At 63.3% G+C, this 20,930-nt stretch carries 17 protein-coding genes; 6 read left to right on the forward strand and 11 right to left on the reverse strand.

The annotated features are described in order from the left end of the window. Nucleotides 1-32: 32 nt before the first annotated feature. From LU688_RS01905 to LU688_RS01950, 10 genes are all read right to left on the reverse strand, one after another. Nucleotides 33-1,601, reverse strand: a complete 1,569-nt coding sequence (locus LU688_RS01905; protein WP_023629258.1) for a SpoVR family protein — start codon at nt 1,599-1,601, stop codon at nt 33-35. Beyond that, on the reverse strand, nt 1,598-2,869 hold the full coding sequence (locus LU688_RS01910; protein WP_160291063.1) for a YeaH/YhbH family protein: 1,272 nt from the start codon (nt 2,867-2,869) through the stop codon (nt 1,598-1,600). The genes LU688_RS01905 and LU688_RS01910 overlap by 4 nt, the downstream gene beginning before the upstream one ends. 125 nt (nt 2,870-2,994) lie before the next feature. Beyond that, nucleotides 2,995-4,917 (reverse strand): PrkA family serine protein kinase, encoded by a 1,923-nt coding sequence (locus tag LU688_RS01915; RefSeq protein WP_023629260.1) that lies wholly within the window; start codon nt 4,915-4,917, stop codon nt 2,995-2,997. Nucleotides 4,918-5,199: 282 nt separating this feature from the next. Further along, on the reverse strand, nt 5,200-5,529 hold the full coding sequence (gene glpE, locus LU688_RS01920; RefSeq protein ID WP_094011470.1) for a thiosulfate sulfurtransferase GlpE: 330 nt from the start codon (nt 5,527-5,529) through the stop codon (nt 5,200-5,202). A 13-nt stretch (nt 5,530-5,542) separates the two neighbouring features. Beyond that, nucleotides 5,543-6,400 carry a symmetrical bis(5'-nucleosyl)-tetraphosphatase gene (locus LU688_RS01925; protein ID WP_094011469.1) on the reverse strand — a complete coding sequence of 286 codons (858 nt, stop codon included), beginning with the start codon at nt 6,398-6,400 and terminating at the stop codon, nt 5,543-5,545. Then, nucleotides 6,400-6,780 carry a Co2+/Mg2+ efflux protein ApaG gene (apaG, locus tag LU688_RS01930; RefSeq protein WP_023629263.1) on the reverse strand — a complete coding sequence of 127 codons (381 nt, stop codon included), beginning with the start codon at nt 6,778-6,780 and terminating at the stop codon, nt 6,400-6,402. The genes LU688_RS01925 and apaG overlap by 1 nt, the downstream gene beginning before the upstream one ends. Nucleotides 6,781-6,917: 137 nt before the next feature. Continuing rightward, a complete protein-coding gene (gene rsmA / locus LU688_RS01935) occupies nt 6,918-7,709 on the reverse strand; it encodes a 16S rRNA (adenine(1518)-N(6)/adenine(1519)-N(6))-dimethyltransferase RsmA (RefSeq protein ID WP_094011468.1) in 792 nt (263 codons plus the stop codon). Then, nucleotides 7,706-8,695: a 4-hydroxythreonine-4-phosphate dehydrogenase PdxA gene (pdxA, locus tag LU688_RS01940; protein ID WP_094011467.1), complete on the reverse strand. Its 990-nt coding sequence runs from the start codon at nt 8,693-8,695 to the stop codon at nt 7,706-7,708. Before pdxA ends, rsmA begins: the two co-directional genes overlap by 4 nt. Then, nucleotides 8,692-10,011: a peptidylprolyl isomerase gene (locus tag LU688_RS01945; protein WP_023630735.1), complete on the reverse strand. Its 1,320-nt coding sequence runs from the start codon at nt 10,009-10,011 to the stop codon at nt 8,692-8,694. The genes pdxA and LU688_RS01945 overlap by 4 nt, the downstream gene beginning before the upstream one ends. After that, a complete protein-coding gene (locus tag LU688_RS01950; protein ID WP_094011465.1) occupies nt 9,992-12,802 on the reverse strand; it encodes an LPS-assembly protein LptD in 2,811 nt (936 codons plus the stop codon). Before LU688_RS01950 ends, LU688_RS01945 begins: the two co-directional genes overlap by 20 nt. A 132-nt stretch (nt 12,803-12,934) precedes the next feature. Between LU688_RS01950 and LU688_RS01955 the strand changes: the two genes are divergently transcribed. From LU688_RS01955 to LU688_RS01965, 3 genes are read left to right on the forward strand one after another with little or no spacing between them, the layout of a single operon-like run. After that, nucleotides 12,935-13,954: an aminoglycoside phosphotransferase family protein gene (locus LU688_RS01955; RefSeq protein ID WP_094011464.1), complete on the forward strand. Its 1,020-nt coding sequence runs from the start codon at nt 12,935-12,937 to the stop codon at nt 13,952-13,954. Continuing rightward, entirely contained in the window at nt 13,951-14,622 is a 672-nt protein-coding gene (gene murU / locus LU688_RS01960) for an N-acetylmuramate alpha-1-phosphate uridylyltransferase MurU (RefSeq protein WP_023632128.1), read from the forward strand. Before LU688_RS01955 ends, murU begins: the two co-directional genes overlap by 4 nt. Before the next feature lies 1 nt (nt 14,623). Continuing rightward, nucleotides 14,624-15,388, forward strand: coding sequence for a TerB family tellurite resistance protein (locus tag LU688_RS01965; RefSeq protein ID WP_038707236.1), 765 nt, complete (start codon nt 14,624-14,626; stop codon nt 15,386-15,388). 51 nt (nt 15,389-15,439) lie between these two features. Here the strand turns inward: LU688_RS01965 and LU688_RS01970 are convergent, their stop codons facing one another. Further along, a complete protein-coding gene (locus LU688_RS01970) occupies nt 15,440-16,444 on the reverse strand; it encodes an alpha/beta hydrolase family protein (protein ID WP_094011463.1) in 1,005 nt (334 codons plus the stop codon). Between the two features lie 95 nt (nt 16,445-16,539). Between LU688_RS01970 and LU688_RS01975 the strand changes: the two genes are divergently transcribed. The 3 genes from LU688_RS01975 to LU688_RS01985 all read left to right on the forward strand — a co-directional run bounded on the left by LU688_RS01975 (nt 16,540) and on the right by LU688_RS01985 (nt 20,905). Further along, nucleotides 16,540-18,942, forward strand: a complete 2,403-nt coding sequence (locus tag LU688_RS01975; RefSeq protein ID WP_094011462.1) for a PAS domain-containing sensor histidine kinase — start codon at nt 16,540-16,542, stop codon at nt 18,940-18,942. Next, entirely contained in the window at nt 18,936-19,568 is a 633-nt protein-coding gene (locus LU688_RS01980; protein WP_172670942.1) for a response regulator, read from the forward strand. The genes LU688_RS01975 and LU688_RS01980 overlap by 7 nt, the downstream gene beginning before the upstream one ends. 224 nt (nt 19,569-19,792) lie before the next feature. Further along, the gene (locus LU688_RS01985; RefSeq protein ID WP_046857370.1) at nt 19,793-20,905 is read left to right on the forward strand and encodes an ABC transporter ATP-binding protein; all 1,113 of its coding nucleotides are present in this window, start codon (nt 19,793-19,795) and stop codon (nt 20,903-20,905) included. The last annotated feature ends 25 nt before the right edge of the window (nt 20,906-20,930 follow it).

The following is a 20,930-nucleotide window of genomic DNA, read 5'->3' on the forward strand; positions in this document are numbered from 1 at the left end:
ACCTTGTCGACGGCAATGGAGGTGGGCTGCCGCTAGAGGTGGTGCACCACGGCCAGGTCCATGCGCCCGTAGTCGCCGGCCTCGCTGTGCTCGCCCCGTGGCGGCATGTGGTGGGTCTTCATCACCTGGTCGCCCTGAACGGTCTCCAGGTGGATATCGAAGCCCCACAGGCGGTGCAGGTGCTTGAGCACCTCTTCGGTGGAATCACCCAGGGGTTTGCGGTTGTGCTGCTGGTGGCGCAGGGTGAGCGAGCGGTCGCCGCGGCGATCAATGCTCCAGATCTGCACGTTGGGTTCACGGTTGCCCAGGTTGTACTGGGCGGCCAGTTGCTCGCGGATGGTGCGGTAGCCGGCTTCGTCATGGATCGCCGGGACCAGCAGGTCGTCACGCTGGTCATCGTCGAGGATGCTGAACAGCTTGAGGTCGCGCATCACCTTGGGCGACAGGTACTGCAGGATGAAGCTTTCGTCCTTGAAGCTGCTCATGGCGAACTTGATGGTCGAAAGCCAGTCACTGCCGGCGATATCCGGGAACCAGCGGCGATCTTCCTCGGTGGGGGCCTCGCACATGCGACGGATGTCGGTGTACATCGCAAAGCCAAGGGCGTACGGGTTGATGCCGCTGTAGTAGGGGCTGTCGAAGCCAGGCTGGAACACCACGCTGGTATGAGACTGGAGGAACTCCATCATGAAGCCCTCGGTGATCAGGCCCTCGTCATAGAGGTCGTTCATCAGCGTGTAGTGCCAGAAGGTCGCCCAACCTTCGTTCATCACTTGGGTCTGGCGTTGTGGATAGAAGTACTGGGCGATCTTGCGCACGATGCGCACCACCTCGCGCTGCCAGGGTTCGAGCAGCGGGGCGTGCTTCTCGATGAAGTAGAGAATGTTCTCCTGGGGCTCGGCGGGGAATCGCGCATCGTCCCTGTCGCCGCCTTTTTCCACGCCTTTGGGAATGGTCCGCCAGAGGTCATTGATCTGTCGTTGCAGGTGCTCTTCACGCTCCTTCTGCCGGCGCCGTTCTTCTTCGGCGGAGATGGGGTAGGGGCGTTTGTAGCGATCCACGCCATAGTTCATCAGCGCATGACAGGAGTCGATCAGGTCCTCGACGGCGTCGATGCCATGACGCTCCTCGCACTGGGCAATGTACTGCTTGGCGAACACCAGGTAGTCGATGATCGAACTGGCGTCGGTCCAGGTGCGAAACAGGTAGTTGCCCTTGAAGAAACTGTTGTGGCCATAGCAGGCGTGGGCGATCACCAGTGCCTGCATGCACATGGTGTTTTCTTCCATCAGGTAGGCGATGCACGGATCGGAATTGATAACGATCTCGTACGCCAGGCCCATCTGGCCCCGACTATAGGACTTCTCGGTGCTGAGGAACTGTTTGCCGTAGGACCAGTGGTGATAGCCCAGTGGCATGCCCACCGAGGCGTAGGCGTCCATCATCTGTTCGGCGGTGATGACTTCGATCTGGTTGGGGTAGGTATCCAGGGCGTAGCGGGCGGCCAGGCGACTGATCTCGCGGTCGTACGTCTGGATCAGCTCGAACGTCCATTCGGAGCCGGTGGAAATGGGTTGGCGTCTCTGCTCTCTGGCGGTCATGTGGCTAACCTGCGCTGGAAGAGTTCACGGAAGACCGGGTAGATATCGCCGGCCGATACCAACTGCTGCTGGGCGAAGGTGTCGGGAAATGCTTCGCCGATGCGCTCGTACTCATACCACAGCGCTTGGTGCTCGCGTGGGGTGATCTCGACGTAAGTGTAGTACTGCACATGCGGCATGATCTGGTTGGCGAGGATGTCGCGGCAGATCGGCGAATCGTCGTTCCAGTTGTCACCGTCCGATGCCTGGGCGGCATAGATGTTCCAGTCGCTGGCCGGGTAGCGCTCGGCCATGACTTCCTGCATCAGCTTGAGCGCGCTGGAGACGATGGTGCCGCCGGTCTCGCGGGAGTAGAAGAACTCTTCCTCGTCCACTTCGCGGGCGCTGGTGTGGTGACGGATGAACACCACCTCGATGCGGTCGTAGTTACGCTTGAGGAACAGGTATAGCAGGATGAAAAAGCGCTTGGCGATGTCCTTGGTAGCCTGTGTCATGGAGCCTGAGACATCCATCAGGCAGAACATCACTGCCTTGGAGCTGGGGTTGGGTTGCCTGACCAGGAGGTTGTACTTGAGGTCAAAGGTGTCGAGGAAGGGCAGGCGATTGATGCGCGCCTTGAGGCGCTCGATCTCGGCCTCGGTATCCTGGATGTCGGTGAAGTTGTCCGGCTCCTCGACCTTGAGCCGTTCCAGTTCCTTTTGCGCCTCGCGCAACAGCGCGCGGCTGCTGCCGCTCAGGGCGATACGGCGGGCGTGGGCCGAGCGCAGCGTACGCACGATGTTGATGCGCGAAGGATTGCCCTCGTTGGCAATACCGGCGCGCACGGTCTTGAAGGTGTCGGCACCAGTAAGGTGGCGTTTGACCAGGTTGGGCAGTTCCAGGTCTTCGAACATGAATTCGAGGAATTCTTCCTGGGTGATCTGGAACACGAAATCGTCCATGCCCTCGCCGGAGTTGCCGGCCTTGCCGCGCCCGCCTCCACCGCCGCCACCTTGGGGCCGGGCAATGTGTTCGCCAGCGGTGAACTCCTTGTTACCTGGGTGAACGATGGTCTGCTTGCCGCCGCGGCCGTGGTGCAGCACCGGTTCGTCGATGTCACGCCCCGGGATACTGATCTGCTCGCCGTGTTCCATGTCCATGATGGAGCGGCGGCTCACGGCCTCTTCGACGGCTTTCTTGATGTGCTCACGGTAACGCCGCAAGAAGCGCTGGCGGTTGACCGTGCTCTTGTTCTTGCCGTTCAGGCGTCGGTCGATAACGTAGCTCATGGGCCCTCCGGTAGCTGGGTACAGCTGCAAGCTTCAAGCTACGAGCTGCAAGTAAAAGCAATCGCTGCCGACACAGGTCAGCGGTGTGCCGGGGCACACCGCCAAGCGGCCGGTGCGTGCGGCTTTTACTGCGATTTCCTGACCCGCAGGTACCATTCCGACAGCAGGCGTACCTGTTTGTCGGTGTAGCCACGTTCCACCATCCGGGTGACGAAATCGTTGTGCTTCTGCTGGTCTTCCTTGCTGGCCTTGGCGTTGAAGCTGATGACCGGCAGCAGGTCTTCGGTGTTGGAGAACATTTTCTTCTCGATCACCACCCGCAGCTTCTCGTAGCTGAGCCAGCTGGGGTTCTTGCCATTATTGTTGGCACGGGCGCGCAGCACGAAGTTGACGATCTCGTTGCGGAAGTCCTTCGGATTGCTGATACCGGCCGGCTTCTCGATCTTCTCCAGCTCCTCGTTGAGCGCGATGCGGTTGAGGATTTCGCCAGTCTCCGGGTCGCGGTACTCCTGGTCCTGGATCCAGAAGTCGGCATACAGCACGTAGCGGTCGAAGATGTTCTGGCCGTACTCGCTGTAGGATTCCAGATAAGCGGTCTGGATTTCCTTGCCGATGAACTCGATGTAGCGCGGCGCCAGGTACTCCTTGAGGTAGCGCAGGTAGCGCTCGCGTACTTCGGCAGGGAACTGCTCCTGCTCGATCTGCTGTTCCAGCACGTACAGCAGGTGCACCGGGTTGGCGGCAATCTCATGTGGATCGAAGTTGAATACCTTGGAGAGGATCTTGAAGGCGAAGCGGGTCGACAGGCCGTTCATGCCCTCGTCGACGCCGGCGGAGTCGCGGTACTCCTGGATCGACTTGGCCTTGGGGTCGGTGTCCTTGAGGTTCTCGCCGTCGTAGACGCGCATCTTCGAGTAGATGTTGGAGTTCTCCGGCTCCTTGAGGCGTGAAAGCACTGTGAACTGGGCGAGCATCTTCAGTGTGTCGGGCGCGCAATGAGCCTTGGCCAGCGAGCTGTTGATCAGCAACTTGTCGTAGATCTTGATCTCGTCGCTGACGCGAAGGCAGTACGGCACCTTGACGATATAGATACGGTCGATGAACGCTTCGTTATTCTTGTTGTTGCGGAAGGTGTGCCATTCCGATTCGTTGGAGTGGGCCAACAAGATACCGGTGTAGGGGATCGCCCCCAGGCCTTCGGTACTGTTGTAGTTGCCCTCCTGGGTAGCGGTGAGCAGCGGGTGAAGCACCTTGATCGGCGCCTTGAACATCTCGACGAACTCCATCAGGCCTTGGTTGGCCCGGCACAACGCGCCCGAGTAGCTGTAGGCGTCGGCGTCGTTCTGCGGAAACTCCTCGAGCTTGCGGATATCCACCTTGCCGACCAAGGCCGAGATATCCTGGTTGTTCTCGTCACCTGGTTCGGTCTTGGCGATGGCGATCTGGTTGAGGATCGATGGATAGAGCTTCACCACCCGGAACTTGCTGATGTCGCCGCCGAACTCCTGCAGGCGCTTGGTGGCCCAGGGCGACATGATGGTATTCAGATAGCGGCGCGAAATGCCGAATTCTTCCTCGAGGATCGCTCCGTCCTCGGTGGCGTTGAACAGCCCGAGTGGCGACTCGAAGACCGGCGAGCCCTTGATGGCGTAGAACGGTACCTTTTCCATCAATTGCTTGAGTTTTTCGGCCAGCGACGACTTGCCGCCGCCCACCGGACCCAGCAGGTAGAGGATCTGCTTCTTCTCTTCCAGGCCCTGAGCGGCGTGGCGGAAGTAGGAGACGATCTGGTCGATGCACTCTTCCATGCCATGGAAATCGGCAAAGGCCGGATAGCGGCGGATCACCTTGTTGGAGAAGATCCGCGACAGCCGGGAGTTACTTGAGGTGTCGATCAGCTCTGGTTCACCGATGGCCAGCAACAGCCGCTCGGCCGCCGAGGCATAGGCGCTGCGATCCTCTTTGCACAGCTCAAGGTACTCCTGCAGCGAAAGTTCTTCCTGGCGGGTGGACTCGAAACGTTGTTGGAAGTGGCTAAAAATGCTCATGACGTCACCTCGCTCGATACGTGGAGACGACGCCGGATCAGTCAGCCGATGCTGGCATGCAACCGGTTTTGTCGGTTGCTGTATACCCCCCAGAACACCCTGTAACGCTACCGATGACCCGCACGCCGGTGTACCGGCTCTCCCCTTTTTTGGATGGCCTGGGCTTAAGGATAGTTGGTTATACGAGAGGTCAAGGGCGGGGAGCGGAGAAGACGCCTACGACCGTTCGTCAGGTCGGGCCCTAGCCCGCGCCAAGCGCGGGCTGCAGGAAAAATGAAAAAATTATTCGGCGCTGCCCTGGGCGGTTTCCCCCGGGTAGGTGTTACGCCACAGTTCGAAGCCACCATCGATGCTGTAGACGTTGGAGAAGCCCTGGCCGACCAGGTAGGCGGCGGCACTCTGGCTGGAATTGCCGTGGTAGCAGACTACCAGTGTAGGCGCGTCCAGGTCGGCGCTGCGGATGAAGTCGGCTACCGAGTGATTATCCAGATGAGTGGCGCCGGCGATATGGCCGGCGGCAAACGCCTGTGGGTCGCGGATATCGACAACGATCGCACCTTCGGCACGCAGGGCGAGGGCTTGTTCTGGGGAGATACGCTTGAATTCGCTCATGGGTGCGGTTCCTTCATGGCTGATCGTTGAGAGATGCCGGCGGGCGAGGTGTGCCTTCGCGGGTGCAGTCGCAGCGGTGGAATTCGCCGCTGTCGACATTGTACAGGGTCATCGCGCCCCCCCAGACACAGCCGGTGTCCAGGGCAATCACACCGGGGACGTCGACCCGGCCTTCGAGGGCTGCCCAGTGGCCGAAGATGATCTTCACATGGCGCGAGCGGCGGTCCGGGTGAGCGAACCATGGTTTATAGCCTTTGGGCGCGCTGTCGGCGCCTTCCTTGCTCTTGAGGTCGAGCTTGCCGGTGGCGGTGCAGAAGCGCATGCGGGTGAAGTAGTTGGTGATCACTCGCAGGCGTTCGACGCCGGCCAGATCCTTGCTCCACTTGTTCGGCTCGTTGCCGTACATACCGTCCAGATACAGTTTCAGGCGACTGTCGTCGCGCAGCACCTCCTCGACCTCCGCCGCCAGCTCCAGCGCCTTGCCCAGGGTCCACTGCGGCGGGATGCCGGCATGGGCCATGGCGATGCCGCGGGCTTCGTCGTAGTGCAGCAGTTTCTGCTGGCGGAGCCAGTCGAACAGATGGTCGGCGTCCGGGGCTTCGATGACTTCGCGCAGGGTATCGCTTTTCTTCAGGCGCTCGACATTGTGCCAGGCGGCCAGCAGGTGCAGGTCATGGTTGCCCAGCACGCAGACCAGCGCATGGCGGATCGAGTAGAGATAACGCAACGTCTCGAGGGACTCTGGGCCACGGTTGACCAGGTCGCCCACCAGCCACAGGCGATCGACAGCCGGGTCGAAGCGCACGCGCTCGAGCAGGCACTTGAGTGGTTGCAGGCAGCCTTGCAGGTCCCCGACGGCATAGGTGGCCATCAGTGCAGCGCCCCGGGCACGGCCAGGCGGAACGGGGCGATCTGGGCATCGAAGCGTTTGCCGTCTTCGGCGAACATCTGATAGCTGCCCTGCATGGTGCCGACGCGGGTGCTGATCACCGCACCGCTGCTGTAGGTGTGGCTCTGGCCTGGCTCGATCAGCGGCTGTTGGCCGATCACACCGGCACCGCGCACCTCCTCGACTTCGCCGTCACCGTTGGTGATCAGCCAGTGGCGGGACATCAGCTTGGCCTTGAGCGTGCCGTTATTCTGCACGGTGATGGTGTAGGCGAAGGCGAAGCGGCTGCTTTCGGGGTCGGATTGTTCTTTGAGATAGCGGGTCACGACGCTGACGTCGATCTGGTAGCGGGGGTCGGACATGCAAGGGCCTTGGGCGAACTGACGCAATAACGCAGTCTAGGCCATTGGCGGGGGTGGAGGCCAGTCATGCCTGAGCGCGGGGCAAGCCCACCCCCAGGGTGGGACGGGCTTGTCCTGCGCAGGCTCGGTCAGGCCTGCTATTCGGCCAGCTTGTCGGCCAGGCGCACGAAGGCGGCGAGGTCGAGCTGCTCGGGGCGCAAGCTGCCGTCGACGCCAGCGGCCTCGATGGCCTGGCTGTCGAGCACGCCCTTGAGCGTGTTGCGCAGGGTCTTACGGCGCTGGTTGAAGGCTTCGCGCACCACGTGCTCCAGCAGCTTGGGGTTCTTGGCCGGGAAGGGCAGCACTTCGTGGGGCACCAGGCGCACGATTGCCGAGTCCACCTTTGGTGGCGGGTTGAAGGCACCCGGGCCGACGTTGAACAGGTGCTCCACGCGGCAGTGGTACTGCACCATGATCGACAGACGGCCCCAGTCGCCGCCGCCAGGGCCCGCAGCCATGCGTTCGACCACTTCCTTCTGCAGCATGAAATGCATGTCGCGGATCAGGTTGGCGTGGGCCAGGAGATGGAAGATCAGTGGCGTGGAGATGTTGTAGGGCAGGTTGCCCACCACCTTGAGGCTGCGCTCCGGCACACCCAGCTGATTGAAGTCGAACTTCAGGGCGTCACCCTGGTGCAGGCGGAAGTTGTCGCGCCCGGCGAACTTGTGTTGCAGGATCGGCACCAGGTCTTTGTCCAGCTCGACCACGTCCAGCTGAGCGCCGCTGCCCAGCAGGCCCTCGGTCAGGGCGCCCTGGCCCGGGCCGATCTCCAGCAAGTGTTCGCCGGCCTTGGCGTTGATCGCCCGCAGGATACGGTCGATGATTCCGGCGTCATGCAGGAAGTTCTGGCCGAAGCGCTTGCGCGCCCGGTGTTGGTATTGCTCGGTCATGGTCGGTTCTCGGCCATCTGGTAGGCGGTTTGCAGGGCGACGCGCAGGCTGCCGGTGTCGATCCGGCCGGTGCCGGCCAGGTCCAGGGCTGTGCCGTGGTCGACCGATGTGCGGATGATCGGCAGGCCCAGCGTCACGTTGACCGCGGCGCCGAAGCCCTTGTACTTGAGCACGGGCAGGCCTTGGTCGTGGTACATCGCCAGCACCGCGTCGCAGTGCTCCAGATATTTGGGGGTAAACAGGGTATCGGCCGGCAGTGGGCCGCGCAGGTCCATGCCTTCGGCACGCAGGCGTTGCAGCGCCGGCTCGATGATGTCGATTTCTTCGCGGCCCAGGTGGCCGCCTTCTCCGGCATGCGGGTTGAGCCCGCAGACCAGGATGCGTGGGTTGGCGATGCCGAACTTGTCGCGCATGTCCGCATGCAGGATGCGGGTGACGCGCTCCAGGCGCTCGCCAGTAATGGCCTCGGCAATGTCCCGCAGTGGCAGGTGGGTGGTCACCAGTGCCACACGCAGCCCGTGGGTGGCCAGCATCATCACCACTTGCGTGGTGTGGGTGAGGTCGGCGAGGAACTCGGTATGCCCGGAAAAGGCGATACCGCTTTCGTTGATCACGCCCTTGTGCACCGGCGCGGTGATCATCCCGGCGAAGTGCCCGTCCAGGCAGCCTTGCCCGGCACGGGTCAGGGTTTCCAGGACGAATGCGGCGTTGGCCTTGTCCAGCTGCCCGGCTGTCACCGGGCGGGCCAGGGGGGTATCCCAGATATACAGGCTGCCGGCGGCAGCCGGTTGCTCCGGCCAGGCGGTCGGCACAACCGTGATCAGCTTGACGTCCAGGCCCAGCTGCGTGGCCCGCTCGGCGAGCAGGTCACGGCTGGTGATGGCGATCAGGGGGTAGGGCTGTACCTCGGTGGCGAGCAGCAGGCACAGGTCGGGACCGATGCCGGCAGGCTCGCCGGGGGTGACGGCGAAGCGCAGGGGTTTCACTGGGCGGCCTGGTCGGCGCCAGGCAGCTTGATTTCAACGTAGGCTTCGTCGCGGATCTGGCGCAGCCAGTTCTGCAGCTCTTCGTCATACTTGCGGTTGCGCAGGACGTTCATGGCCTGCTGCTCGCGAGCCTGTTCGGTGCTGTCGGTGGCGCGGCGGCCAAGCACTTCCAGCACATGCCAGCCGTACTGGGTCTTGAACGGCTTGGTCACCACGCCTTGCTCGGCATTGGCCATCTGCTCGCGGAACTCAGGTACCAGGCTGTTCGGGTCGACCCAGTTGAGATCGCCGCCGTTGAGTGCCGAGCCCGGGTCTTCCGAGAAGCTCTTCGCCAAATCGGCGAAGTTTTCACCGTTCTGGATGCGGTCGTACAGGCGCTCGGCCAGTTGCTCGGTGGCGGCTTCGCTGCGGATTTCGCTCGGTTTGATCAGGATGTGGCGAACATGCACTTCGTCGCGCAGCACGCTTTGGCTCCCGCCGCGCTTCTCTTCCAGCTTGAGGATGATGAAACCGGTGGGGATGCGGATTGGCTGGGTGATATCGCCGACCGCCATGCCGCTGAGCATCTTGGCGAAGTCTGGAGGCAGTTGGCCTGCCTGGCGCCAGCCCATTTCGCCGCCTTCCAGGGCATTTTCACTGCGCGAGCGGGCGATGGCCATCTGGCCGAAGTCCGCGCCTTGACGGAGTTGCTGGTAGACATCACCTACCTGACGCGCTGCAGCCTGGATTGCCTCCGAGTTGGCACCTTCCGGGGTCGGGATGAGAATGTTGGCCAGGCGGTATTCTTCTGACAATTGCATCTTGCCCAGGTCCGAGTTGAGGAAGTTCTTCACTTCTTGCTCGGACACCTGAATGCGCTCGGCCACGCGGCGCTGGCGCACACGGCTGATGATCATCTCGCGCTTGATCTGCTCGCGGGCGTCATCGTACGACAGGCCATCATGGGCCAGGGCTGCACGGAACTGTTCCAGCGACATGCCATTGCGCTGGGCAATGGTACCGACGGCCTGGTTCAGTTCTTCGTCGGTGATGCGGATGCCTGAGCGCTCGCCGATCTGCAGTTGCAGGTTCTCGACGATCAGGCGTTCCAGCACTTGCTGTTCCAGTGCGCTGGTGGGCGGCACGCCGCCGCCACGTTTGGCGATGGTCTGCTGCACTTCGCGAACGCGCTGGTCCAGTTGGCTCTGCATGACCACGTCGTTGTCGACGGTGGCCACGATGCGGTCGATGGGTTGTACCGCGGCATGCACCGCGCCACTCAACAATGCGGCGCCCAGCATCAGCGGGCGCAGACGATCAATAAGCTTGCTCTTCACGGGTACGGTAACCTTGAATGCCTTGGTCCAGGAACGATTCGACCTTGTTGCCGACTACACCACCGAGCCCTTTGAGCACGATCTGCAGGAAGATGCCGTGGTCGCCCTTTTCGTTTTCAGGTAGGGCCTGGCTGAAGTCGTCGTAGTCCATCCAGTAGCGACTGATCAGGCGCAGTTTCCAGCAGCAGTTGTCGTACTCGAAGCCGCCCATCGCTTCCAGTGTGCGGTTACGGTTGTAGTCATGCTGCCAGCGGGCAATGACGCTCCATTGCGGCACGATCGGCCAGATGACCGAGAAGTCGTGCTGCTGGATCTTGTAGTAGTCCTTGATGTAACCCGGCGTGCCCGGCGTACCGTAGTCACCACCGCCGACCTTCCAGTTACCGGTCTGCGAGTCGTAGGTGATCAGGTCGTTTCGGTAGCGATAGCCGAGATTGACGACCTTGTTCGGGTTGTCCTCGGGCTGGTAGTGGAACATCGCGCTGCCTGAGCGAGGGCTGTGGGTGTCCGGGTCCCAGTTGTAGGCCGAATTGAAGCGCCAGTCGCGGTTGAAAGCGTATTCGTATTCAAGCGCGTACGGCGACACATCCGACTTGCTGTCCACTCGGGTACGGTAGTCGATCCCTGGCAGTTGGACCTTGCGATCCTTGAAGTAGAACGCCTGGCCGATGCTGAAGCGCTGGCGTTGGAAGCCGTTGTCTTCGATCCAGCGGTTGGTTACGCCCAGCGACAGCTTGTTCTCGTCGCCAATACGGTCGGTGCCAACGAAACGGTTGTCGCGGAAAAGCGAAGAGTAGTTGAACGTGTTCTCGCCGGTGTCGAAGAGCGGGATATCGGTCTGGTCTTTGTACGGCACATAAAGGTAGAACAGGCGTGGTTCCAGGGTCTGGCGGTAGTTGGTACCGAACAGCTGGGTGTTGCGATCGAAATACAGGCCACTGTCGACACTGAAGACCGGAATGTCGCGATTCTGGTTGCTCTTGAAGTCGCCGTAGAGTTCAGTCCGGCCTGGATTGTCGATCAGGTCCTGTTTGCCCTTGCTGTCCAGATCCAGATCGTAATGGGTGTAGACGTATTTCAGTTTCGGGGTGATGAAACCATAGCTTGCCTGCATGGGCAGGCTGATCGCCGGTGCAAGATTCAGGCGAGTGCCATTGGAGCGAGCAACACCGAAGATGTTCTCGTCCAGGCGACGACCTGCACGACCGGCAGACGCGTCGGGTTTGCCGTCCTTGTCAAGAACGAAGTCGTCCTTCAAGTCACGATCGAAGCGTACCGCTTCGCTGTCGTAGGTCAGGTCGAAGCCACCCGGATGGTAGGGCAGCATGCCGTTGAAAGTGATCTGCGGCAGTCGGTCGTATGGAGTGGTCTGCGAAATGGTCGCCATCTCGTAGGCATGCACGTTCAGACGTGCGGTATAACTGTCACCCCGGTAGGTCAGCGCGCCCTGCTGGTTGACGATGTCTTGGGTCTTGATGCCGATCTGGTCAGATTCCAAGTCCTGGAAATAGAACGGGTCACTGATGTCGGTGTAGTCCACCTCGGTCATCAGGCGCTCGTCGAGGCCGCCCTTGTGCTGCCAGTTGACCATCCAGCGGTCTTTCTTGTAGTCCGTCTGCTTCTTGCGGTCATCGTCCTGATCGTTCAGGAACGCGCCACCGAACTGCCCTTCGCTGGACTTGGTCAGGTAGCGGAACTCGCCTTCCATCAACATGCCGCGCTTGGTCATGTAGCGCGGGTACAACGTGGCATCGTAGTTCGGTGCCAGGTTGAAGTAATACGGCGTGACCAGCATGAAGCCGGTGTCGCTGCTGGAGCTGAACGACGGCGGCAGGAAGCCGGACTGGCGACGGTCGTCGATCGGGAAGTAGATGTACGGTGTGTAGAACACCGGGAAATCCTTGACCCGCAGCGTCACGTTGGTCGCGGTGCCGAAGCCGGTGGCCGGGTTCAGGGTGATGTTGTTGCCCTTGAGTTGCCACGCGTTGCTGCCCGGCTCACAGGTGGTATAGGTACCGTCCTTGAGGCGGATGATGGCGTTTTCCGCACGCTTGGCGTACAGCGCGTTGCCGCGGATGTGCGACTTGTGCATCACGTATTCGGCGTTGTCGACCCGGGCCTCGCCGGTATCGAGCTGGATCTGCGCTTCGTCGCCGACCACCAGCGAGCCGTTGTCGCGGATCTTGACGTTGCCCTTGAGCTCGCCGCGGTTTTCGGCCTGGTACAGGTTGGCTTCGTCGGCTTCGGCCTGCATGCTGCCCTGGCGCATGACCACGTCACCGGCGAGGGTGGCGATCTGCTGCTCCTGCTGGTACTTGGAGACCTTGGCGTTGATGTAGGTCGGCGACTCGTCCTTGGGCGTGGAGTCGTTCATGCCCGGGCGGGTCGGCTCGATGTAGGCGCCGCCGCAGTACGGGCCGGTCTCGGCCAGCTGCGCGGCAGTGAGCTTCTCGCGCGGGACCCAGTCCAGATGGCTGTAGTCTTCGCTGCGCGACTTCAGGCCGCGGCCCTTGGCCTCGGTGACCAGCATCGGCTTGTCGGCCTCGGTCGCGGCGACTTCGCCGGATGCCTCGGCACCCGTGCTGGCCGCGGCAGCGCCCGGGTGTACCGGGCGCGGAGGCAAGTTGGCAGCGGTCTTGGGCTTGCAGTCCCAGCCACCGGAAGCGGACACTTGGCAGTCGAACTGCTCGGCCGCTACCACGTACGACGTGGCCAGGGGTTGCAGGGCCAGCAAACCGCCAGTCACGAGCAACGGAAACTTTCTACGAAACGCGGGGGATTTCAATGCCATCTTATTAGTCCGGGCTTCCTGCGTGCCATCTGCCCGCGTGTGGGGGCCGCACGCCTCTCGATGGTCTGAAAAAGATGCTGGATAATAAAGCATGACCCGCTTGACGGCTAGGGCCGTCGGAGAACCCTTGTAATGCCCGATCACGATGTACGCCTGCAACAACTGACCGCCTGGCTTGCCGGGCAACTGGAGAACCTCTTCCGTACCAATGCCTGGGGCGAAGTGCCCGCCGGCAGCCTGACCGCCGCCAGCAGCGATGCGAGTTTCCGCCGCTACTTCCGCTGGGAGGGCGCCGGGCACAGCTTCGTGATCATGGATGCGCCGCCGCCCCAGGAGAACTGCCGCCCGTTCGTCGACATCGACCATTTGCTGGCCACGGCCGGCGTGAACGTGCCGGTCATCCATGCCCAGGACTTGGAGCGCGGTTTCCTGCTGCTGGGGGATCTCGGCCGCCAGACATACCTGGACATCATTGATCAGGGCAATGCCGATGCCCTGTTCGCCGACGCCATCGATGCGCTGCTGGCGTTCCAGCGCTTGCCGATGGACGCGGCACTGCCCAGCTACGATGTCGCCCTGCTGCGCCGTGAGGTCGAGCTGTTCCCCGAGTGGTACGTGGGCCGCGCGCTTGGCCTGAGCTTCAGCGACGCGCAACAGGCCATTTGGCAGCGGGTCAGCCAGCTGCTGATCGACAGTGCCCTGGCCCAGCCCAAGGTACTGGTGCACCGCGACTACATGCCGCGCAACCTGATGCACAGTGCGCAAAATCCAGGCGTGCTGGATTTCCAGGATGCGGTCTATGGCCCGGTCACCTACGACATCACCTGCCTGTTCAAGGACGCTTTCCTCAGCTGGCCCCAGGCCCGCATCGAGGGCTGGTTGCGTGATTACTGGCGCAAGGCGCAGGCCGCCGGGATTCCGGTACAGGCAGACTTCGAAGCCTTCCAGCGTGCCAGCGACCTGATGGGGGTGCAGCGCCACCTCAAGGTGATCGGTATCTTCGCGCGCATCTGCCACCGCGACGGCAAGCCACGCTACCTGGCCGACGTGCCGCGTTTCTTTGCCTATATAGATGAGGTGATCAGCCGCCGGCCTGAGCTGGCCGAGCTGGGCCAGCTGATTGCCGAACTCCAGGCCGGGGCGCGTTCATGAAGGCGATGATCCTGGCGGCAGGCAAGGGCGAGCGCATGCGCCCGCTGACCCTGCACACGCCCAAGCCGCTGGTGCGAGCCGCCGGCAAGCCGTTGATCGAGTATCACCTCGAGGCGCTGGCCCGTGCCGGTATTGGCGAGGTGGTCATCAACCACGCCTGGCTTGGCCAGCAGATCGAGGATCACCTGGGCGATGGCAGCCGCTTCGGCCTGGTGATCAGCTATTCGCCGGAGGGCGAACCGCTGGAGACCGGTGGCGGGATCTTCAAGGCGCTGCCGTTGCTGGGTGATGCGCCGTTCATCCTGGTCAATGGCGATGTCTGGACCGACTACGACTTCGCCGGCCTGAATGCGCCGTTGCACGGCCTGGCGCATCTGGTGCTGGTGGACAACCCCGGCCACCACGGCCGGGGCGACTTCCGCCTGGCGGACGGGCAGGTGAGCGATGGCGATGACGCCCCGGGAACGCTGACTTTCAGTGGTATCTCTGTACTGGACCCGGCGCTGTTCGCAGGTTGCCAGCCCGGCGCATTCAAACTGGCCCCGTTGTTGCGCAAGGCCATGGCCGACGGTCGAGTGAGTGGTGAGCACTACCGTGGCCACTGGATCGATGTCGGCACCCTCGAGCGTCTGGCCGATGTCGAGCGCCTGATCGGGGAGCGTGCCTGATATGTGGTGGCCGAGCACAGTGATTGGTGCCGGTGCCGGTTTCGCCGTGGCCAGCATCCCCGGCGCGTTGCTGGGGGCGCTGCTGGGCCAGGCCATGGATCGGCGCCTGCGGCTGCAGGGTTGGGAAGACGTGCGCGAGCGCCTGGGCGGGCGCCCGGCGCTGCGTGACGAAGAGTTGTTGTTTGTGTTGCTCGGCCGCTTGGCCAAGAGTGATGGCAGGGTTGTCGAGGGTCACATCCAGCAGGCGCGACAGGAGATGTCCCGTCTGGACCTGGCGGAACCTGCTCGGATGCGAGCGATTGCCGCGTTCAACCGCGGGAAGTCGGGCAAGGAGCGCCTGGGGCACTACCTGCGCCGTATCAGGGTGCAGCCCCACGGCGCCGAAGGTACCTTGCGCGCCTGCTGGCGCATGGTCTGGGCCGACGGCAAGGCCGGGCGGCAGGAACGCGACCTGTTGCTGGGCTGGGGCCAGCAACTGGGGCTCAGTCGCAACCAGGTGCAGGCCTTGTCGCTGGAGTATGAGCCTCGCCGGTCGTCGATAGAAGGTGGCGTCATGACCTATGCGGCGGCGCTGAGGTTGCTGGGGGTGGAGCCGGACACCGAGGCCGACCGGGTCAAGCAGGCCTATCGGCGATTGCTCAGCCGGCATCATCCGGACAAGCTGGTGGGCAGTGGCGCCAGCGAAGCGAAGGTGCGCGAGGCGACCGAGCTTACCCGCGAGCTGCATCAGGCCTATGCCATGATCCGCAAGCGGCGGGGCTTGTAACGCCATTGTGGGCAAGGTCGCGCCTGCCGGAGTAGGCAGGCGCGGTCACTCTTACTCTGCCTTCGGCGTCAGCCAGCCGCGTACCCGACGCAACAGTTGTTCCTGCTCCGCCGATTTGTTGCCAGGCACGGCCATCAGCGAAAGCTGTCGGTACAGGCTGCTCTTCTGCCGCTTGCTAGCTTGCAGGCGCTGCTGGGCCGCGAGCCGATCGGCTGTGCGGGTGGCGTAGTAGAGGTCGGCGGTCGGCACCTTGAGGGTCGGCGTCAGGCTCAGCAGGTCATGCTCGACCCGCGCCGGTGTCTGCGCGGCGACCATCACCAGTTTCTGCACTTGAGGCGGCTGCTTCTCGCTGAGATAGCGCGCGGCCCAGTATGCGCCACTGCCGCTGCCCAGCAGCACGATGCTGCGCGCCTTCTGCTGCTGGGCATAGGCCACGGCGGCGTCGAGGCGGGCGAAGATACGCTCGGCGTCCTCCTCGCTGGTGTGTTCGTCGGCTTCGACCGCGTCGGTGCTCTCGGCGGTATCCGCTTCCGGCGCGGTCGCCTGGGCGACGTTGGCGTTGGCATCGGCAGGCGTGTCCTTGGCCGGAGCCGACTCGCCGTCCTCTTTTTTCGGTTCGACTGCAGGCTTGGCCTCGACCCGCGCCTGCGGGCGCTCGGCCAGCAGGTCGGGCATGCTCAGGCTCAAGGTGCCCCAGCCGACATCGGGGAAACCACGGCGCAGCGGGCCAACGGTGGTCGGCCAGTCGGCGCTTTCGCCCGCGCCAGGGACAATGATCACCGCGCCTTGCGGGTCGCTGTCGTTGGCCGGCTTCCACAGCGCCAGGAAGTTTTCACCATTGGCCTGCAAGGTCTGTTGTTCTGCCTTGGGTACCTGGCGCTCGAGGGCCAGTGCATCGTCCTGGCTACGCTCGAGCAGCGGTGGGCGCGGAGCGGGGGCGGAGGCGGCCGCCTCGACGGGCGCTTCGGGTTTCTCGGCGTCGTCGGCCTGAGCCGCGAACGGCAGGGCCGAAGCCAGGCAGAACATTGCCAGCGTCGTGCGATAAAGTGTGAACATCGATCAATCCAAGGCCAGAATCATACTGGCAGCCTAATGGTATTTGCCCGCGACGGCCACGCCAGGTGGCCGTCATTGCCAAGACGAGCGTAGAGATGAAGCGAGTGCGTTGCCTGTGGGTTATCGGCTGGTTGTGTCTACCCTTGATCGCCCTGGCCAAGCCGCCGGCGCCGCCCGCAGTGGTACTGGATCCAGCCCAGCAGCAATGGTTGGACGAACACCGCGGCTTGCGCGTCGGCCTGGTACTGCAGGCGCCCTATGCCCAGTTCGACCGCCGCCTGCAGCAATTCTACGGGGCCAACGTCGAACTGGTCGGCGCCCTGTCCCAGGCGTTGGGCCTGGATTTGACCTGGCGCGGCTTTGCCGATCAGGCCGCCCTTGAGCATGCCTTGCAGGCGGGCGAGATCGATTTCGCCCCAGGCCTTATGCAAACGCCGACCAGCCTGCGGCTGTGGCTGTTCAGTGACCCTTACATGCGTGTGCCGCAGCTGGTGGTGGGGATGCGCAGCGGCGCGGTAGCCGTGGAACTGGAAAAACTGAACGCCAATGACCGCGTGGCGGTACGCATGCCCGGTACCTTGGCGGATTACCTGCGCGGCAACTACGGCAATCTGAACCTGCAGGGTGTACCCGACGAGCGCGAGGCCCTGCAGTTGGTGTTGGGCGGGCAGGCCAGCTTCGCCGTGCTGGACGAGGCGCAGCTCAGCCGGCTGTCGCGCGAAGGCGAGTTCGCCGACCTCGCGGTGGTGGGTGATATCGGTCTGCCGCAACTGCTGCGGGTCGGCTCACGGCGCGATTGGCCAATGCTGGCCGATATTCTTGAGCGTGCCTTGCAGGTCCTGCCGGCCAAGACTCTGGAGCAGATGCACCAGCGCTGGTTGCAGCCCAGGTATCCACGGTTCTCCGAATCCGCCGGGTTCTGGCAGAACCTGGCCTTGCTGTTCGGCCTGCTGCTGCTGTGCGCCTTGGCCACCCTGGCTTGGCAGCGTCGTCAGCAGCGCGGCCTGGAGCGTGGGTTGCTGGCGGCCCGGGAGAGCCTGGTCGAGCGCCAGGTGCGTGAGGAGGCTTTGCGTCTGAGTCAGTTTTCCATCGACCAGAGCACGGTGGGCATCCTCTGGGTCAACTGGGACAGCCATGTGCGCTACGCCAACCATGCCGCCGAGCGCATGCTGGGCTTTGCCGAGGGGGCGTTGCTGGAGCTGCCACTGGTCGTTATCGAGCCGAACCTGAAGATGGATCGCTGGCTGGAACTGTGGAAGCGTGCCCGTACCGGAGATGGCGGCGAACAGCAGTTCGAAAGCCAGTGTCGGCGCGCCGATGGCAGCCTGTTCCCGGTCGAGTTGTCGCTGTCGTTCCTGCGTTTTCGCGATGCCGAGTACCTGGTGGTGTTCCTCGCCGACGTCACCGAGCGCCGGCGCGACCTGGCCGCGTTGCGCGAAAGCGAGGCGCGGCTCAAGGGGATCGCTGGCAACGTGCCGGGGCTGGTGTTCCGCCTGGAGCGCGATCCGGCCGAAGGCGACCCGGAATTTCCCTACATCAGCGAAGGCAGCGAGGCGCTGGTCGGCTACACCCCGGCGGCGATCCAGCACCCGCAGATGGGGCTGCGCAACCTGGTCCACCCGGAGGATCGCGCCGACTACCATCGGGTCCAGGACCTGGCCTTGGCCAGCGACCGGGACTGGTCCTGGCAGGGGCGTATCCTCACCCGCCAGGGCGAGCAGCGCTGGGCCGACATCAAGGCGACCACTCGCCGCCTGGCCGATGGGCGCATGGTGTGGGATGGCGTGGTCTGGGACATCACCCAGGGCAAGCAGGCCGAGCTGGCGCTGGCCGGGTCCCAGGAGCAATTGCGCGAGTTGTCGGCGCACCTGGAAAGCGTGCGCGAAGAGGAGAAGGCGCGGATTGCCCGCGAAGTCCACGACGAACTGGGGCAGATGCTCACGGTGCTCAAGCTTGAGGTGTCGATGTGCGAGCTTGCCTTCGCCGAACTGGATCCCGCCCTCAACGAGCGCCTGGCCAGCATGAAGCGCCTGATCGCCCAGCTGTTCCAGCTGGTACGCGACGTGGCTACGGCCCTGCGCCCGCCTATCCTCGACGCCGGCATCGCCTCGGCCATCGAGTGGCAGGCGCGGCGTTTCGAGGCTCGCACGCAGATCCCCTGCCTGGTGCAGGTACCGGACAATCTGCCACCCTTGAGCGATGCCAAGGCCATCGGCCTGTTCCGTATCTTGCAGGAGGCGCTGACCAACGTCATGCGCCATGCCCAGGCGCACACGGTGCAGATCGAGCTGGTTCACGAGGCCGGGCAGTTGCGCATGACCGTGATCGACGACGGCGTGGGGTTTGCCATGGAGGCGGCGCGGCCGACTTCGTTCGGCCTGGTGGGTGTGCGTGAGCGGGTGCTGATGCACGGTGGCAGCATGAGCCTGGACAGCGAGCCGGGCGAGGGCACCAGCCTGAGCGTGGCGATTCCTTTGAAGCAGGAGAAACAATCGTGATTCGAGTGCTGGTGGCGGAAGACCACACCATCGTCCGGGAAGGCATCAAGCAATTGATCGGCCTGGCCAAGGACATGCAGGTGGCGGGCGAGGCGGGCAATGGCGAGCAGTTGCTGGAGACCCTGCGCCACACGCCCTGCGAGGTGGTGCTGCTGGATATCTCCATGCCTGGGGTGAATGGCCTGGAAGCGATCCCGCGGATCCGCGCGCTGAACAACCCGCCGGCGATCCTGATGCTGTCGATGCATGACGAGGCGCAGATGGCGGCGCGGGCGCTCAAGGCCGGAGCGGCGGGCTATGCGACCAAGGACAGCGATCCGGCGCTGTTGCTCACGGCCATCCGTCGAGTGGCGGGGGGAGGGCGCTACATCGACCCGGCCCTGGCCGACCGCATGGTATTCGAGGTGGGCCTGACCGAAACCCGGCCGCTGCACACCCTGCTGTCCGAGCGTGAGTTCTCGGTGTTCGAGCGCCTGGCCCAAGGCGCCAACGTCAACGACATCGCCCTGCAACTGGCGCTGTCGAGCAAGACCATCAGCACCCACAAGGCGCGGCTGATGCAGAAGCTCAAGGTCAACTCGCTGGCGGAGCTGGTGAAATACGCCATGGAGCACAAGTTAGTGTGAGTGTTCTGGTTACGACAATGGCTTTTACGCGATCTCACCGCAGGAGCGGCTAAAGCCGCTTCTGCAAAGCTCGAGTTACCTGAAAACGCCATCCTTGTAGGGCGATCCCTACAACAAGTCTTCCATCCGGATGATGGCATTCTCTCAGCGCCCCCGATTTCCGGGGCTTTACGCGTCTTCTACGCTTTTGCCTACGCAGTCATTCCAACAAGAAGGTGCAGGGCATGAGCGAGGCGAATTCGAACGAGACGCTGGTCAGCTTCCGAGGTGTGCAGAAGAGCTACGACGGCGAATCGCTGATCGTCAAGGACCTCAACCTGGACATCCGCAAGGGCGAGTTCCTGACCCTGCTCGGCCCTTCCGGTTCGGGCAAGACAACCAGCCTGATGATGCTGGCAGGTTTCGAGACCCCCACCGCCGGTGAGATCCAGCTGGCCGGGCGCTCGATCAACAATGTGCCGCCGCACAAGCGCGATATCGGCATGGTGTTCCAGAACTACGCACTGTTCCCGCACATGACCGTGGCCGAGAACCTGGCCTTCCCGCTGACCGTGCGCAACCTCAGCAAGACAGACGTCAGCGAGCGGGTCAAGCGCGTGCTCGGCATGGTTCAGCTTGATGCCTTCGCCAAACGCTATCCCGGCCAGCTTTCCGGTGGCCAGCAGCAGCGCGTGGCGCTGGCACGCGCCCTGGTGTTCGAGCCGCAACTGGTGCTGATGGACGAGCCGCTTGGCGCCCTCGACAAACAGCTGCGTGAACACATGCAGATGGAGATCAAGCACATCCACCAGCGCCTGGGCGTGACCGTGGTCTACGTGACCCACGACCAGGGCGAAGCGCTGACCATGTCCGACCGGGTGGCGGTGTTCCATCAGGGCGAGATCCAGCAGATCGCCGACCCGCGCACCCTTTACGAAGAGCCTTGCAACACCTTCGTCGCCAACTTCATCGGTGAGAACAACCGCATCAACGGCACCCTGCTGGCCAGTGACGGTAATCGTTGCCAGGTGCAACTGGCCCGTGGCGAGCGGGTCGATGCGCTGGCGGTGAATGTCGGCCAGGCCGGTGACCCGGTGACCCTGTCGATCCGCCCCGAGCGGGTACGCTTGAACGGCCACAGCGAGAACTGCGTCAACCGCTTCTCCGGTCGTGTCGCCGAGTTCATCTACCTAGGTGACCACGTGCGGGTACGCCTGGAGGTCTGTGGCAAGGCCGATTTCTTCGTCAAGCAGCCGATCGCCGAGCTCGACCCGGCCCTGGCTGTGGGCGACGTGGTACCGCTGGGCTGGGAGGTGGAGCACGCCCGCGCGCTCGATCCGATTGCCGAGGCCCATTGATGGTTTGCTTCACCAACCCTGAACT

This window comes from Pseudomonas soli (assembly GCF_021283165.2).
GTDB lineage: Bacteria > Pseudomonadota > Gammaproteobacteria > Pseudomonadales > Pseudomonadaceae > Aquipseudomonas > Aquipseudomonas soli.

What these genes read in the sequence shown, in the direction of transcription:
- LU688_RS01905 (WP_023629258.1), bottom strand. Translation starts at nt 1,601, where the DNA reads ATGACCGCCAGAGAGCAGAGACGCCAACCCATTTCCACCGGCTCCGAA.
- LU688_RS01925 (WP_094011469.1), bottom strand. Translation starts at nt 6,400, where the DNA reads ATGGCCACCTATGCCGTCGGGGACCTGCAAGGCTGCCTGCAACCACTC.
- rsmA (WP_094011468.1), bottom strand. Translation starts at nt 7,709, where the DNA reads ATGACCGAGCAATACCAACACCGGGCGCGCAAGCGCTTCGGCCAGAAC.
- glpE (WP_094011470.1), bottom strand. Translation starts at nt 5,529, where the DNA reads ATGAGCGAATTCAAGCGTATCTCCCCAGAACAAGCCCTCGCCCTGCGT.
- LU688_RS01910 (WP_160291063.1), bottom strand. Translation starts at nt 2,869, where the DNA reads ATGAGCTACGTTATCGACCGACGCCTGAACGGCAAGAACAAGAGCACG.
- murU (WP_023632128.1), top strand. Translation starts at nt 13,951, where the DNA reads ATGAAGGCGATGATCCTGGCGGCAGGCAAGGGCGAGCGCATGCGCCCG.
- LU688_RS01965 (WP_038707236.1), top strand. Translation starts at nt 14,624, where the DNA reads ATGTGGTGGCCGAGCACAGTGATTGGTGCCGGTGCCGGTTTCGCCGTG.
- LU688_RS01955 (WP_094011464.1), top strand. Translation starts at nt 12,935, where the DNA reads ATGCCCGATCACGATGTACGCCTGCAACAACTGACCGCCTGGCTTGCC.
- LU688_RS01950 (WP_094011465.1), bottom strand. Translation starts at nt 12,802, where the DNA reads ATGGCATTGAAATCCCCCGCGTTTCGTAGAAAGTTTCCGTTGCTCGTG.
- LU688_RS01975 (WP_094011462.1), top strand. Translation starts at nt 16,540, where the DNA reads ATGAAGCGAGTGCGTTGCCTGTGGGTTATCGGCTGGTTGTGTCTACCC.
- apaG (WP_023629263.1), bottom strand. Translation starts at nt 6,780, where the DNA reads ATGTCCGACCCCCGCTACCAGATCGACGTCAGCGTCGTGACCCGCTAT.
- LU688_RS01985 (WP_046857370.1), top strand. Translation starts at nt 19,793, where the DNA reads ATGAGCGAGGCGAATTCGAACGAGACGCTGGTCAGCTTCCGAGGTGTG.
- LU688_RS01915 (WP_023629260.1), bottom strand. Translation starts at nt 4,917, where the DNA reads ATGAGCATTTTTAGCCACTTCCAACAACGTTTCGAGTCCACCCGCCAG.
- LU688_RS01970 (WP_094011463.1), bottom strand. Translation starts at nt 16,444, where the DNA reads ATGTTCACACTTTATCGCACGACGCTGGCAATGTTCTGCCTGGCTTCG.